This is a genomic window from Rhizobium phaseoli (assembly GCF_010668805.1).
Lineage (GTDB): Bacteria > Pseudomonadota > Alphaproteobacteria > Rhizobiales > Rhizobiaceae > Rhizobium > Rhizobium phaseoli_A.
The window spans coordinates 85,964-99,993 of sequence record NZ_WUFT01000018.1 but is presented as its reverse complement, the minus strand read 5'-3'; the positions used below and the strand labels follow the sequence as shown (position 1 = coordinate 99,993).

12 protein-coding genes are annotated in these 14,030 nt (G+C 62.0%); 8 read left to right on the top strand and 4 right to left on the bottom strand.

Features of this window, described 5'->3' with window-relative positions:
• Nucleotides 1-11: 11 nt before the first annotated feature.
• On the top strand, nucleotides 12-1,268 hold the full coding sequence (gene tyrS / locus GR197_RS24710; protein WP_164014309.1) for a tyrosine--tRNA ligase: 1,257 nt from the start codon (nucleotides 12-14) through the stop codon (nucleotides 1,266-1,268).
• An 83-nt stretch (nucleotides 1,269-1,351) separates the two neighbouring features.
• Here tyrS and GR197_RS24705 read toward each other — a convergent pair whose 3' ends face one another.
• Nucleotides 1,352-1,636 (bottom strand): hypothetical protein, encoded by a 285-nt coding sequence (locus tag GR197_RS24705; protein WP_164014307.1) that lies wholly within the window; start codon nucleotides 1,634-1,636, stop codon nucleotides 1,352-1,354.
• Between the two features lie 200 nt (nucleotides 1,637-1,836).
• On the opposite strand from GR197_RS24705, the gene GR197_RS24700 reads away from it, so the two are divergent.
• Complete coding sequence (locus tag GR197_RS24700) at nucleotides 1,837-3,498, top strand: alpha-amylase family protein (protein ID WP_164014305.1); 1,662 nt, start codon at nucleotides 1,837-1,839, stop codon at nucleotides 3,496-3,498.
• 15 nt (nucleotides 3,499-3,513) lie between these two features.
• Here the strand turns inward: GR197_RS24700 and GR197_RS24695 are convergent, their stop codons facing one another.
• Nucleotides 3,514-6,915: a DUF3971 domain-containing protein gene (locus tag GR197_RS24695; RefSeq protein ID WP_164014303.1), complete on the bottom strand. Its 3,402-nt coding sequence runs from the start codon at nucleotides 6,913-6,915 to the stop codon at nucleotides 3,514-3,516.
• Between the two features lie 124 nt (nucleotides 6,916-7,039).
• On the opposite strand from GR197_RS24695, the gene GR197_RS24690 reads away from it, so the two are divergent.
• The 5 genes from GR197_RS24690 to GR197_RS24670 all read left to right on the top strand — a co-directional run bounded on the left by GR197_RS24690 (nucleotide 7,040) and on the right by GR197_RS24670 (nucleotide 11,895).
• Nucleotides 7,040-7,513: a peroxiredoxin gene (locus GR197_RS24690; protein ID WP_164014301.1), complete on the top strand. Its 474-nt coding sequence runs from the start codon at nucleotides 7,040-7,042 to the stop codon at nucleotides 7,511-7,513.
• Entirely contained in the window at nucleotides 7,510-8,337 is an 828-nt protein-coding gene (locus tag GR197_RS24685) for a DUF455 family protein (protein WP_164014299.1), read from the top strand. The genes GR197_RS24690 and GR197_RS24685 overlap by 4 nt, the downstream gene beginning before the upstream one ends.
• 106 nt (nucleotides 8,338-8,443) lie before the next feature.
• Nucleotides 8,444-9,763 (top strand): peptidoglycan DD-metalloendopeptidase family protein, encoded by a 1,320-nt coding sequence (locus GR197_RS24680; RefSeq protein ID WP_164014297.1) that lies wholly within the window; start codon nucleotides 8,444-8,446, stop codon nucleotides 9,761-9,763.
• 157 nt (nucleotides 9,764-9,920) lie between these two features.
• Entirely contained in the window at nucleotides 9,921-11,438 is a 1,518-nt protein-coding gene (locus GR197_RS24675; protein WP_164014295.1) for a DEAD/DEAH box helicase, read from the top strand.
• Nucleotides 11,439-11,445: 7 nt separating this feature from the next.
• On the top strand, nucleotides 11,446-11,895 hold the full coding sequence (locus tag GR197_RS24670; protein WP_164014293.1) for an NUDIX domain-containing protein: 450 nt from the start codon (nucleotides 11,446-11,448) through the stop codon (nucleotides 11,893-11,895).
• Here GR197_RS24670 and GR197_RS24665 read toward each other — a convergent pair.
• Nucleotides 11,865-12,185 carry a TfoX/Sxy family protein gene (locus GR197_RS24665; RefSeq protein ID WP_164014291.1) on the bottom strand — a complete coding sequence of 107 codons (321 nt, stop codon included), beginning with the start codon at nucleotides 12,183-12,185 and terminating at the stop codon, nucleotides 11,865-11,867. The two genes, GR197_RS24670 and GR197_RS24665, sit on opposite strands and share 31 nt — an antisense overlap.
• Nucleotides 12,186-12,218: 33 nt before the next feature.
• Nucleotides 12,219-12,713 (bottom strand): flavin reductase, encoded by a 495-nt coding sequence (locus GR197_RS24660; RefSeq protein WP_164014290.1) that lies wholly within the window; start codon nucleotides 12,711-12,713, stop codon nucleotides 12,219-12,221.
• A gap of 179 nt (nucleotides 12,714-12,892) precedes the next feature.
• Between GR197_RS24660 and GR197_RS24655 the strand changes: the two genes are divergently transcribed.
• On the top strand, nucleotides 12,893-13,975 hold the full coding sequence (locus GR197_RS24655; RefSeq protein ID WP_164014288.1) for an ABC transporter substrate-binding protein: 1,083 nt from the start codon (nucleotides 12,893-12,895) through the stop codon (nucleotides 13,973-13,975).
• The last annotated feature ends 55 nt before the right edge of the window (nucleotides 13,976-14,030 follow it).

The window sequence follows — 14,030 nt, the reverse complement described above, 5'->3', positions numbered from 1 at the left end:
AGACGAAAGCCATGTCCGAGTTCAAGTCCGATTTCCTCCGCACGCTGAAAGAGCGCGGCTTCATTCATCAGGTCTCCGATGAACGCGGCCTCGACGACCTGTTCGCCAAGGAAACCGTGACGGCTTATATTGGCTTCGATCCGACGGCGCCCAGCCTGCACGCCGGCTCGCTGATCCAGATCATGATGCTGCATTGGATGCAGAAGACCGGTCATCGGGCCATCTCGCTGATGGGTGGCGGCACCGGCATGGTCGGCGACCCCTCCTTCAAAGAAGAGGCGCGCCAGCTCATGACCGTGGATACGATCGAAGGCAACATCGCCTCGATCAAGCGCGCCTTCTCCAATTACCTGAACTACGGCGACGGTCCGAAGGACGCGCTGATGATCAACAATGCCGAGTGGCTGCGCTCGCTGAACTATCTTGAATTCCTGCGCGATGTCGGCAAGCACTTCTCCGTCAATCGCATGCTGTCCTTCGACAGCGTGAAGACGCGCCTCGACCGCGAACAGTCGCTGTCCTTCCTGGAATTCAACTACATGATCCTCCAGGCCTACGACTTCGTCGAGATCGCCAAGCGTTATGACTGCCGTCTGCAGATGGGCGGTTCGGACCAGTGGGGCAACATCGTCAACGGTATCGACCTCGGTCACCGCATGGGGACGCCGCAGCTTTATGCACTGACATCGCCGCTGCTGACGACGTCGTCTGGCGCCAAGATGGGCAAGTCTGCGACGGGCGCTATCTGGCTGAACGCCGACATGCTCTCGGCCTACGATTTCTGGCAATACTGGCGCAACACCGAGGACGCTGACGTCTCGCGCTTCCTGAAGCTCTACACGACACTGCCGATGGATGAAATCGCCCGTCTCTCGGCGCTTGGCGGTTCGGAGATCAACGAGGTCAAGAAGATCCTCGCGACCGAAGTGACCGCGATCCTGCACGGTCGAGAATCCGCCGATCAGGCCGCCGAAACGGCGCGCAAGACCTTCGAGGAAGGCCTCGTCGCCGAAAACCTGCCTTCCGTGGACATCCCTGGCACCGAACTCGACGGCGGCATCGGCCTGCTGTCGCTGATGGTCCGTGCTGGTCTTGCCGGCTCGAACGGCGAGGCTCGCCGTCACATCCAGGGTGGCGCGGTGCGCATCAACGACGAGGCCGTCAGCGACGAGCGCCGTCTGATCGGCAGCAGCGAAATCACCGCCGACGGCGTCATCAAACTCTCGCTCGGCAAGAAGAAGCACATCCTGATCCGCCGCGCGGCGTAAGCGGATTCAGTTTCGAACGGATATCAAAGCCGGCGTCCGCTCCGGCTTTTTCTTTGCCCAATTCCTGAGTTGGCGCGCAACCCTCACTCAATTCCAGGCCGAGATATCACGTCCGTTCGTTGAGCCTCCTGGAAGACATAGGGAGGCGGATTGACGTCTGGCGTGCGCGTCACGCGTGACCACCAGCTGATCGAGAAGGTCGGCGGCGTCACCGTCGCGTCGAGAGGAACCGTCAGCACATGGGCGGAACGGACGAGCTCCGGCGACCTCAACCGCTCGCTCTTTTCTGCGGAATGTGAAGCCTGTTGGCCGGCTGCGGCAGCAATCACTGCGACCGATAGGAAAGAGACTGTCCGAGCGCATGGCATGGCATCCTCCGACATTTACGCCGACCGTTTTGCGGGCCGGCATCCACATTACATCAGAGTTACCTAAAATAGGCAAAGCATCAATGTCGGACTTGTCAGTATAAGTCGGAATTAGCGAACCAGCCGCACGACAATCAGCGCTTTCTCGGAACCTTTTCCGCCCGCCGGGATTTGCGACCAGATTGGATTGGAGCGCCGGCATGATTAACGACCTCTGGTATAAGAACGCTGTCATCTACTGCCTCTCGGTCGAGACCTTCATGGATGCGAACGGTGACGGTGTCGGCGATTTTCAGGGGCTGATGCGCCGCCTCGACTATCTCTCCGGCCTTGGCGTCACGGCAATCTGGCTGATGCCCTTCCAGGCTTCGCCCGGTCGCGACGACGGTTATGACGTCTCGGATTATTACAATGTCGATCCGCGTTATGGCACGCTTGGCGACTTCGTCGAATTCACCCACGGCGCCAAGCAGCGCGGTATCCGCGTACTGATCGATCTGGTGATTAACCATACATCCAAGGACCATACCTGGTTTCAGGAGGCCAGGAGCGATCCGCAGTCACGCTATCGCGACTGGTACGTCTGGTCTGAGAAAAAGCCTGCAAATGCCGATCAGGGCATGGTCTTCCCTGGCGTTCAGAAAACCACATGGACCCATGACGAGAAGGCCAAGGCCTATTATTTTCACCGCTTCTACGATCATCAGCCCGATCTCAACACGTCCAATCCCGAGGTGCAGGCAGAAATCCTCAAGATCATGGGCTTCTGGATTCAGCTCGGCGTCTCCGGCTTCCGGATGGATGCCGCCCCCTTCATCATCGCTAGGAAAGGCGCCGATGTCAGCAAGCCGGTCGAACAATTCGACATGTTGAGAAAATTTCGCGAATTCCTGCAGTGGCGGCTCGGCGATTCCATCATCCTCGCCGAGGCCAACATCCTGCCGAAGGACAATTTCGAATATTTCGGCGATGATGGCGACCGCATGCAGATGATGTTCAACTTCCAGGTTAATCAGGCGCTGTTTTATGCTCTGGCCAGTGCCGATACGCGACCGCTGAAGAAGGCGATGGAGACGACGAAACCGCGCCCGGCAACCGCCCAATGGGGGCTGTTTCTGCGCAACCATGATGAACTGGATCTCGGCCGGCTGTCGGAAAAACAGCGCGACGCGGTCTTTGCCGCCTTCGGGCCAGAAAAAGACATGCAGCTTTATGACCGGGGCATTCGCCGTCGCCTGGCGCCGATGCTTGGCGGCGATCGTCGCAGGATCGAGATGGCCTACAGTCTGCTGTTCTCGCTGCCCGGAACGCCGGTCATCCGCTACGGCGACGAGATCGGCATGGGCGACAATCTCGCCTTGCCGGAGCGCAATTGCGCCCGCACGCCGATGCAGTGGTCGACGGAACCGGAAGGCGGTTTCACCAAAAGTCGAAAGCCTGTCTCGCCTGTCATCAAGGACGGCCCCTACGGTTTCCAGCATGTCAATGTTGCCGTACAGCGGCGCGATCCCAATTCGTTGCTGAACTGGACCGAACGGATGATCCGGATGCGCAAGGAAGCCCCGGAGATCGGCTGGGGCGATTTCTCCGTGGTCGACACGGGTGACGACGGCGTGCTGGCGCTTCGTTACGACTGGCGCGGCAATTCCGTGTTGATCCTGCACAATCTGCATGCGCAGCCGGCGGAAGTCACCTTCGATCCGGACAGAGGCGAAGACGGGCGACAGCTGATCGATATTGCCGATGGCGGGAGCAGCGAGGCGGACGAGAAAGGCTTTCATACCGTCGTGCTCGACGCCTATGGCTATCGCTGGTACCGCGTCGGCGGCCTCGACTATCTCCTCAGGCGCAAGGAGATTTAGGTTCTCGGCCCCGCCTCACTGAAATTCGAAGATTTGCCGGAATACACCCGGCGCGATGATCGACAGCGGGTTAATTTGCAGGTTCGGCTGGTCGAATTTGCCGGTGAGTTTGAAGGTGATGCCGATCAGGCCACGGTCGCTGCCATTGCCAAGGATGACGCCGATCAGCGGCAGTTCGGCAAACAGCCGGTTGAGGCCGTAGGCCGGCATGAAAGTGCCGGTCATGTCCATATTGCCCTTGCGGTCTCGCACCACGCCCTGGAAGGTCGCGCCGATCTGGTCGCCGCGCAGCACGCCATTCTCGATGCCGACCATGCCATCGCGCGAGACGACGCGGGCAAAGCCGCGCTGAAAGCGTTGCGACGAGGTATCGATGTCGCGCTTGACGGCCTCGTTGAGGCTACGCTGCTCATTGCCCACAGGCGTCGAGACGATCGACTGCAGCCGTTGTTCGTTGACGATCGAGAACCGGCGCACGTCGAGCGAACCGTCCCAGCCGCCCTGTGCCGAAAGCCTGATTGCCAGATTGAGCAGGCCGCCCTGCATATGCTTGTAGAGATCGGCAAAACGCGAGACCGCGCCGGCATCGCCGCTGGTGATGTTGATGACGCCACCGTCCTTCATCTGGCTGACCACGGCCTCGCCGCTGTCGGTCACGGCGGAAAAATTCAGCGCCTGCAGCTTGTCGCCGCGCAGTGACACCTGCGCCTGGAAATTGCCGATCTTCTCATCGTTGAAGCCGATGACGTTTTTCAGCCTGGCGCGCACCGATACGCCGGCGTCGCCGGCATCCCCGCCACCGTCGCCATCGCCAGAGCCGGATTTCAGCCGCGCGATGACTGGCCGCGCATCTGCGCTGTCGCCGGAGACCGAGACGTCGAAATTGCCCTTGCTGCGCTTCACCGACAGGGCGAAATCGTCGAGCGAGGAGAGTTTGACGCTGTCGAAATCGGCTGAGATCAGCCCATTTTTGCCGATATTCAGCGATCCGGCGGCGCCGAAACCATCGCCTTTCAGCCGGAAGTTCTTGATCTGGGTATTGTCGGCCGGGCCGGAGGTTTCGAATTCGGCCGAAGCTGCAATGCCACTGCCCTTCGACCAGCCGATCCACGGCAGGTCGAGTTGCGACCGGGTAAGCTCGAGCTGGACATCCTGCCGGTCGTCGTCGATCCGCGTCAGCACCATCTTCACGCTGCCGCCGACGATGCCGGCAAGGCCGGGGATCAACTTGTTGCGCTGCTCTTCCGAAAGCGTCGCGCTGATCACCCTCTGCCGCTTCGCGCTGTCGGATGCTTCGACCGGTTCGGCAAGATCGATATCGGCCGGGACGCCATCGATCTGGGCCTTGGCATCGAGGGTGATCTGTTTCGGATTGCCGTTCAGCGTGCCGTTGAGATTGCTGATCGTTCGGCCGGAAAACGGCTTGGCAAGATCGATATCGGTGAGCTTCATGGCCGCCGTCCATTCGGCCGGCGGCGGGTTCTGCGAGGAGAGCAGGCCGAAATGCGCCTTCACATTCGCCTCGATTCGCCCCTTGAGATCGTCGGGCGTAAAGCCGGCGCGCTGCAACACCCGGATCGGCCTGTAGGTCAGAAGCTCGCCGACTGCATCCGCTGTCCCGGAAATCACCAGATCGATATCGGCCATCAGCGGCTTGTCGTAGGTGGCGGGTAGGATGAAGGTACCCTGCCCGAGGCCGACGGACCGGCCGGAGGGGAAAAACGAGGTGCCGCTCTTGATTGCGATCGTCGCAACCGGGCCGGTCAGGTCGAAATGGGCCGCCATGTCGCGAACCGGCGGGATGTCGCCGGCGACGTTCATCCGCGCGTCCGCGATGTCGAAGCCGATGCGGATCTGGTTGGCGTCGAGCTTCAACCCCTTGCCGCCGGCTGCCTCGTCCAGTCTGCCGAAGGGAATGAAGACGGAGATGGCAGCGTTTGTGACGGTGCCGCCGAAGAGGTTGGCCTGTACCCAGGTGCGCACCTTGGGCGCCATCCAGAACGGCCAGAGCTGCTTGATCGCCGTCGTCTGCATCTGTGCCGACTGGCCGGCAAAGCTGATCTCCGGCGATTTGCCCCCGAGCCTGATATGCAGTGCCCCGTAAAGCGCGCCGAGCGGGCTGGAGACGGTCATGTTGGGAAACAGGAATTCGCGCCCGGCGACGAGGTAGCGCCCGGTCGCCTGGATATCGAAGGAGAGCGGCTGCTCGCCGGAGCCGCTGGGGGCTGCCATGCCGCCGCTGACCAGCAGATCGATACCGAAGCCCTTGCCGGCCTGCGGATCGAGCTTGTCGAGATCGATCAGCGCGCCGTTGATCGGAACCGTGGTGGCGCCGAACCGGGCGTTCGACCGAGCGATCTCGAGCGTCTGCTTGTCAAAATCATAAACGAGGTTGATCTGCCCGCCCGAGAGCTCCTGCGGATCGCCATCCGCATAGATCAGGCCGGGATCGATATCGACCGTCGCCGCAAGCGCCGCCTGCACGCCATCGCGCCCCCGGGTGGCCGACACCGTCAGGTCGGCAAAGGCGCTGAGCCCCTGCCGGATCACGCCTTGATCGTTGCGTTTCAGCGAAAACGGCGTGAGATCGGCATGCTTGAGCGTCGCCACGACCTTCGAGATATGGCCGGCTTCCTTTTCGGCCAGCACATCCAGCGACGCCACCTCGCCGTTCAGCGCCACCTCACCGCTCAATTGCAGCGAAGATGGGCCTGCATGGGCAAAGACGAGATTGTCGACGACCAGCGACAGCGGGCCGTTGGCGGTATCGGCAAGCTTGATGTTTATGCCGGAGATACGCACCGAACTGGTCGATCCCCGCGTCACGACGCTGTCGAACATATCGAACTGCGAAAAGATCTTTTCCATCGCCGCCGGCATGGCGTCGATGCGCAGATCGTCGAGCGTCAGAGGATTACCGGAGGGCAGAAGCGCGGTATCGAGCGCGATATCGTCCGCTTCGATGTCGGTGACGGCGATACGTCCGCGGAAGAGCTGCAGCGGATCGAGCCCCAGGCGTACCGAACCCGTCGTCGACAGGTGCTGGCCGCTCTGCTCATCGATCATGTTGACGTTGCGCGCTTCCAGCGCCAGTCGGAAATCCGAGGTGAAACGGATGACGGTGGAGCCGACCTCCGCGTGGTAACGCGGCCCGGCCACGCCGTTCAACGCCGCCTGCGCCTGCTGCGACAGCGGCTTGTCGAACATGCCGCTCTCGACGGTAAAGATGATCGCCGCGAAAATAAGGAGGATCAGCCCCACAAATCCCAAGCTCAGCTTCGCCGTGCGTCGTATCGGCGAACGCGGCGGCGGGCAATGAACGATGATCGGATCCTCGGCCTGGGCGGACGGCAAGCGGTCCAGCGCAACGATATCCTTCTTGCGAAACGTGACCTTTTCGCCGCGGATGGCTGACATGCGCCTTCGGGCTCTCCCTTAAGTGAAGAATTGAACCCGGCCATGCTGGACGGGTTTCCGTCCACTATATAATTCGGGGAGAGAAAGTGTCATCCACAAACCCGGCAAAAGAAAGGTTTTCCTAATGGCGGTTCCAGGCATCGGCGCCACGGCTCCTGATTTCAACCTTCCCCGCGACGGCGGCGGCCGCGTCTCGTTGGCCGAATTCCACGGCAGGCCGCTCGTCCTGTTCTTCTATCCCAAGGACGATACGACAGGCTGCACCGCCGAATCACTGGCCTTCACCGCGCTGGCAGGCGAGTTCGAGGCGGCCGGTGCGGTCGTCATCGGCATGTCGCCCGATTCGGCCGCCTGCCATGACAAATTTGTCAGAAAGCACCGTCTTTCGGTGGCGCTTGCCTCGGACGAGGAAAAGACCACGCTGCAGGCCTATGGCGTCTGGAAGGAAAAGAGCATGTACGGCCGCAACTTCATGGGCGTCGAACGCACCACTTTCCTCATCCGCCAGGACGGCACGATCGCCACCATCTGGCAGAAGGTGAAAGTGCAGGGCCATGCCGAAACCGTGCTCGAGGCGGTGCGGAATCTGGCCGCGTGACCGGGAATTTCGCGATAAGCTCACTGCGCGGCGGCGCCATCGATGCCATCTGCTCCGCCGATCTCCACCGCAAGACGGCGCTTGCGCAGGAAAGCGCCACCCGCTGGTTTGCCCGCCGGGTGTCGTTGCGCTCGCCGCTCGATGCAGCATTGCCGGATAGGCCCGGCCGTCCCGACAGGCCGCTGCTGACGCCGCCGACCCAGGTGGAAAAGCGCTCGCTGCATACGCTGAAAGGCCGGATCGCCCTGCTCCATGCCATCGCTCATATCGAACTCAATGCCGTCGATCTGGCGCTCGATATCGTCGCGCGGTTCGCCACGGAACAGGTGCCGAATTCCTTCTTCGACGGCTGGATGCAGGTTGCCTTCGAGGAGGCCAAGCATTTCCGCATGGTGCGCACCCGCCTCAACGATCTCGGCGCCGATTACGGCGATCTCCCCGCCCATGACGGGCTCTGGCAGGCGGCCCATTCGACGCGCAACGACCTGACGGCAAGGCTTGCCGTGGTGCCGTTGATTCTCGAAGCCCGCGGCCTCGACGTCACGCCGTCGCTGCAGGCGAAGATGCGCCAGACCGGCGATCTCGAAAGTGCCGCGGTTCTCGACGTCATCTACAACGACGAGAAAGGCCATGTCGCTGTCGGCGCCAAATGGTTCCGATTTCTCTGCGCCCGGGAGAAGCGCGATCCGGCAAAGGCCTTCCAGGAGCTGGTGCGCGCCAATTTCCGCGGGCCGCTGAAGCCGCCCTTCAACGATCTCGCCCGCGCCGAGGCCGGGCTGACGCCGTCCTTCTACCGCTCGCTGGCATCGATCAGCCATGCCTGAAATCGCTGGTATTTTCTACACGGACAGCGACAAAGAAAGCATTCGTTAACCATAAACGTGTCTAATTTTCCGAAAGAGGCGTAGTGCATCAATTGGGAGAGCCTGCGTGAACAGCGGACATCAGCACCGGGTATTCGGCAGGCGGGAGCAGGAACATATCCTGATCCTCGCCAGCGGCGATAAGGTCCGCCATATGACGGTTCGGCCGTGGATGGCAGCCCTTGCCTTCTGCCTCGTCGGCGCCTTCTCGATCGGCTATCTCCTCGCCACCTCCTATCTCGTGCTCCGCGACGATCTGATCGGCGCCACCATGGCCCGGCAAGCCCGCATGCAGCACGACTACGAAGACCGCATCGCCGCCCTCCGCGCCCAGGTCGATCGCATCACCTCCCGGCAGCTGCTCGACCAGCAGGTGGTCGAGGACAAGGTGGACAAGCTGATGGAACAGCAGATGGCGCTGACCTCACGCCATGGCAAGCTCGACAATCTGCTCGACCGCGCCGAAAGCTCCGGCCTGACGGAAAAGGACGGCGCCCTGCCTGCCCCGTCTTCGCCCGTCCAGTCCTATGCCCCTGATCTCAAAGACAAGCGCGCGTCGTTGACCGGTGGCGCCATCCAGGCGATCGAGAAACAGCTGGCGAGCGGCGCCCCGGCCGATGCGACACCGGACAATTCCACGCTTGCCTATGTGCCGGCCGCCGAGACGGTCGGCGACCGCGCCGACCGCATCTTCTCCAACGTGACGCTGTCGCTGAAGGGTGTCGAACAGGACCAGCGCAACCGTGTCGAGCAGTTGACGAGCGACGCCGGCAATGCCGCCAACGCCATCGGCACCGTGCTGACCCGCTTCAAGATCCCGGTGCCGGAGGAGACTGCGGCAAGGCAAGACGACGATGCCGTCGGCGGCCCCTATGTCGAGCCTGAAAGCAACGACGACTTCAACAATTCGCTGGCAGCGCTCGACGGCGCGCTGACCCGGCTGGAGGCCGTGCGCAGCACCGCCGAATCCCTGCCCTTCCGCAATCCGGCCATCGGCAAGGACGTCACCAGCCCGTTCGGCAATCGCCGCGACCCTTTCCTCGGCCGCCTCGCGCTGCATTCCGGCATCGATTTCCGCTTCTCGCCTGGCGAGAAGATCCGCCCCTCGGCGCCTGGCAAGGTCATATCAGCCGGCTGGACCGGCGGTTACGGCAACATGGTCGAGGTCGATCACGGCAACGGCATTTCGACGCGCTACGGCCATATGTCGCAAGTGCTGGTCAAGGTCGGCGACACGGTCGACCGCAACGACGTCATCGGCCTTGCCGGCAGCACCGGCCGCTCGACGGGAACGCATCTGCACTATGAGGTGCGCCAGGACGGCCACGCAGTCGATCCAGTATATTTCATGAATGCCGGACTTAAACTCGCCACCTATATTAAGTAACAGCGCTGAGGTAACCATCGCTTCACTCTGTACCGGGTGAGGCCTCTCTATTTCTTGACTTGCCGGCCATTCGGGGCTATGTCGCGCTGCATTGCGGCATGCAATCCCGCCGACTCGTTCAGAGCTCGGCCGAACCGAAACGGAAACAGTTTTCCCTTTGACGACATTCGCTGACCTTGGCTTGAGCCAAAAAGTGCTATCCGCTGTTACCGACGCGGGCTACACGATCCCCACGCCTATTCAGGCGGGAGCCATTCCCTTTGCGCTCGAGCGCCGCGATATTTGCGGCATCGCGCAGACGGGCACTGGCAAGACGGCATCCTTTGTTCTGCCGATGCTGTCGCTTCTGGAAAAGGGGCGCGCCCGCGCCCGCATGCCCCGTACGCTGATTCTCGAGCCGACGCGCGAACTCGCCGCCCAGGTCGCCGAAAATTTTGAAAAATACGGCAAGAACCACCGTCTCAACGTCGCCCTGCTGATCGGCGGCGTTTCCTTCGAGGACCAGGATCGCAAGCTCGAGCGCGGCGCCGATGTGCTGATCTGCACGCCAGGCCGCCTGCTCGACCATTTCGAGCGCGGCAAGCTTTTGATGAGCGGCGTCGAGATTCTCGTCATCGACGAGGCCGACCGCATGCTCGACATGGGCTTCATTCCCGATATCGAGCGCATCGCCAAGATGATCCCCTTCACCCGCCAGACGCTGTTCTTCTCGGCAACCATGCCGGCGGAGATCCAGAAGCTTGCGGACCGTTTCCTGCAAAATCCCGAGCGCATCGAAGTGGCAAAGCCGGCATCGGCCGCAGCGACAGTGACGCAGCGCTTCGTCGCCTCGCACGGCAAGGATTACGAGAAGCGTGCGGTTCTGCGCGAACTCGTCCGCGCCCAGACCGAACTCAAGAACGCCATCATCTTCTGCAACCGCAAGAAGGATGTCGCCGATCTCTTCCGGTCGCTGGAGCGCCACGGCTTCTCCGTCGGCGCCCTGCATGGCGACATGGATCAGCGCTCCCGCACGATGACGCTGCAGAGCTTCCGTGACGGCAATCTCCAGCTGCTGGTCGCCTCCGACGTCGCCGCCCGCGGCCTCGACATTCCCGATGTCAGCCACGTCTTCAATTTCGACGTGCCGATCCATTCCGAGGATTACGTCCACCGCATTGGCCGCACCGGTCGTGCCGGCCGCTCGGGTGCCTCCTTCACGCTGGTCACCAAGCGCGACACCAAATTCGTCGATGCGATCGAAAAGCTGATCGGCCAAAAGGTCGAGTGGTTGAGCGGTGATGTGAGTTCCCTGCCGCCGGCAGAAGAAGGCGCCGATAGCGAGCGCCCGCGGCGCAACAGCCGCGAGCGTGGCGCAAAGGGCGAACGCGGTGAGAGGGATCGTGGGCGCGGACGCGGCAATCGCAGCGCCACAGGTCATAAATCTGATAACGACATCCAGGATAATGGCGTAGACGTGATCCAAGCAGCACCAGTAAAGGCCGACATCGTGAAGAACGAGCGCAAAGCAGAGCAGAAGCCGCAAAACAATGCGCGCAATAGCCGGCCTTATCCGGCAAATGACGACAGCCGCGACCGCCGCCGCCATCGCGACCATGATGACGGCCCGACCCCGGTCGGCTTCGGCGACGATATCCCCGCCTTCATGCTGATCGCCGGCAGCGCCAAGCTCTGAACATCCAATGGGTAAACCCGGTCTCGATTTTCCGGGTTTCGGCGTTGGCGTGGTGATTATGCGCGACGCCAAGATACTTCTGTATAAACGCCTGCGCCCACCGGAAGCCGGCTATTGGAATATCGTCGGGGGCAAGGTCGATCACATGGAGCCGGCTGAGCAAGCTGCGCGCCGCGAGGCCGAGGAAGAAACCGGCCTCAAGATCGGCCGGATCGAGAAGATCGGCATGACCGAACAGATCATCGATACCGACCGCCAGCACTGGATTTCGCTTCTCTATCTCGCCTGCGACGTCGAGGGCGAGCCGCAATTGACCGAACCGGACAAGCTCTCGGATTTCGGCTGGTTTCCCCTCACGGATTTGCCGCAACCGCTGTCGGCCTTCACCAAGGCGGCTATAGCAGCCCTGCCCTCAACCGAACGCGGTCAGCTATCGGCGCGCAGCGACGCCTCATAGGCAAGCCGCACCCATTTCGCCATCAGATCGGGATCGTCGTAAGCCTCGTCGGGGATCGACCAGTAGGGCATCTTCACCGGTTTGCCCTTCTTGCCCTCATAACTCCACTGCGTAGCGCCGGCGGCAGCAAATTCAGGGGCGCTCGTCTCGTCCGCCTTCAACAGCATCTCGTCACGTACTTCGAGCGCGATGATGCGCCCGAGATGATAGATGCCCTTGCCGCCGAACATGCGCTTGACCGTGACCGGGCCGAGCCCCTGAAACATTTCCTCGATGCCGGCAGTGTCCATTCTAATCCCTCGAAATCCCGGCCGTGGCGGCCATCACAGCGCGTGATAATCCCGGTTCATATAGATGAGCGCCGGGTGCTTTTCACTGAAGCGCACAGCCGCGACCTCGCCGAAGATGACATTGTGCGTCGGCATTTCCTTGATGTCGGTCACCCGGCAATCGAAGGCTGCGAGCGCATCGGCGAGCACAGGTGCGCCGGTGACCAGCGTCTCGAAACGGGCGCTGGCGAAACGCTCGCTATCGGCAAGCGACGTCCGCCCGGAAAAGGCGTCGGCAACGCCCTGATGATGGGCGCCGAGCGTGTTCAGCACGAAGACGCCGCTGCGGAAAAAGATCTCGTTCTTCGGATTGGTGTTGTTGAGGCAGATCAGCACCGAGGCTGGATTATCCGAGACCGAGCAGGCGGCGGTGATGGTGACGCCGCGGCGCAACTCGCCCATCGCCGTCGTCACGAGCTGCACATGGCCGGCATAACGGCTCATGGCGTCTCGATAAAGACTGGGGTCGATATGCTGCCTGTTCAACACCTGCTTCTCCCGTGCGTTTCTGCATGGATCGACTTGTTATCGCGCCAATATGGCGAGCATCGGTTACCTTTTCTACAATAGGACCGGTGAAAAGCACTGCTTCACGCTTGTTTTTCTTTGACGATCGCGGCCTTGCGGATAAAAGGGCATGGACGATGGCTTAGGGATCTCCGCCTTTCATGATCAACCTGCGTGGCATAGCAGCCTTTCTGGCGCTGCTGGGAGCGGCGGCGCAAGGCCATGCGGCCGGCGTGACGATCGGCGTCGTCGCCCCTCAGAATGGCCCCCTCGCTTTGCTGGGCTCCCAGATTGCCGCAGGCGCCGGTTTCGAGATCCAGCAATCCGGCAATACCCTCGTCGCCATCAACGAGACCTGCGAGGACAATAGCGGTGCTGCGGTTGCCGATGCGCTGGTCGCTGCCAAGGTGCAGGTCGCGGTCGGCTTTCTCTGCAGCGAGACGCTGGAAGGCGCGCTGCCGAAGCTGAAGGATGCCAACATTCCTGCGCTGACCGTCTCGGCGCGCTCCCGCATTCTGATGGAGGATGCGTTGAAGAACGGCTGGCCGCTGTTCCGCCTGGCGCCCGCCGATGGCACCGAGGCGGCAAAGATCATCGAAGTGATCCTGAAGGATTGGGCCGCCGATCCGATCGCGCTGATCGAGGACGGCACCATCCATGGCCGCGAACTGACGGAAGCGGTACGCAATGCGCTGGAACAGAACGGCTTGAAGCCGGTCTTTACCGATACCTACCGGCCGGGACAGGAGCAGCAGATCGCTCTCGTGCGCCGCCTGAAACGGGCCGGTGCGACCAGGGTTTTCATCGGCGGCGATCGCAACGATGTCGCCATCGTCGCCCATGACGCCATGGCGGAAAACATCCCGCTCTCCATTCTCAGCGGCGATGCCATGCGCGCCGCCGACCAGCCGTTGCCGCTCAATGCAGGCGTGCGCGCCGTCGCCCTGCCCGAATACGCCGTTCTGCCGGAAAGCATTGCTGCGGCCGACGCGCTGCGCGCCAAAGGCATCGAGCCGGAAGGCTATGTCCTGCCGTCGCTGGCAGCGGCACTGATTGCCGGCCAGGCAGTGGAAGCCGCCGCTGCGGCCGGCAAGCCTCTCCAGGACGCACTGGTGGGCACAACATTCCAGACACCGGTCGGCACTATTGCCTTCACCGCCGCGCACGAACTTTCGCAAAACCCCTACCGCCTGCTCGAATGGCGGGGCAACGGCTTTTTTCCACCGGCCGCGCCGACGCAATGAGCGACGGCGCGCCAGCCTTGAATTCCGGCGCCACGGTCAAATGGCAGCCCATATG

Bases quoted from the DNA above. Each gene is read 5' to 3' on its own strand.
- tyrS (WP_164014309.1), top strand. From the start codon at position 12: ATGTCCGAGTTCAAGTCCGATTTCCTCCGCACGCTGAAAGAGCGCGGC.
- GR197_RS24705 (WP_164014307.1), bottom strand. From the start codon at position 1,636: ATGCCATGCGCTCGGACAGTCTCTTTCCTATCGGTCGCAGTGATTGCT.
- GR197_RS24700 (WP_164014305.1), top strand. From the start codon at position 1,837: ATGATTAACGACCTCTGGTATAAGAACGCTGTCATCTACTGCCTCTCG.
- GR197_RS24695 (WP_164014303.1), bottom strand. From the start codon at position 6,915: ATGTCAGCCATCCGCGGCGAAAAGGTCACGTTTCGCAAGAAGGATATC.
- GR197_RS24690 (WP_164014301.1), top strand. From the start codon at position 7,040: ATGGCGGTTCCAGGCATCGGCGCCACGGCTCCTGATTTCAACCTTCCC.
- GR197_RS24670 (WP_164014293.1), top strand. From the start codon at position 11,446: ATGGGTAAACCCGGTCTCGATTTTCCGGGTTTCGGCGTTGGCGTGGTG.
- GR197_RS24665 (WP_164014291.1), bottom strand. From the start codon at position 12,185: ATGGACACTGCCGGCATCGAGGAAATGTTTCAGGGGCTCGGCCCGGTC.
- GR197_RS24655 (WP_164014288.1), top strand. From the start codon at position 12,893: ATGATCAACCTGCGTGGCATAGCAGCCTTTCTGGCGCTGCTGGGAGCG.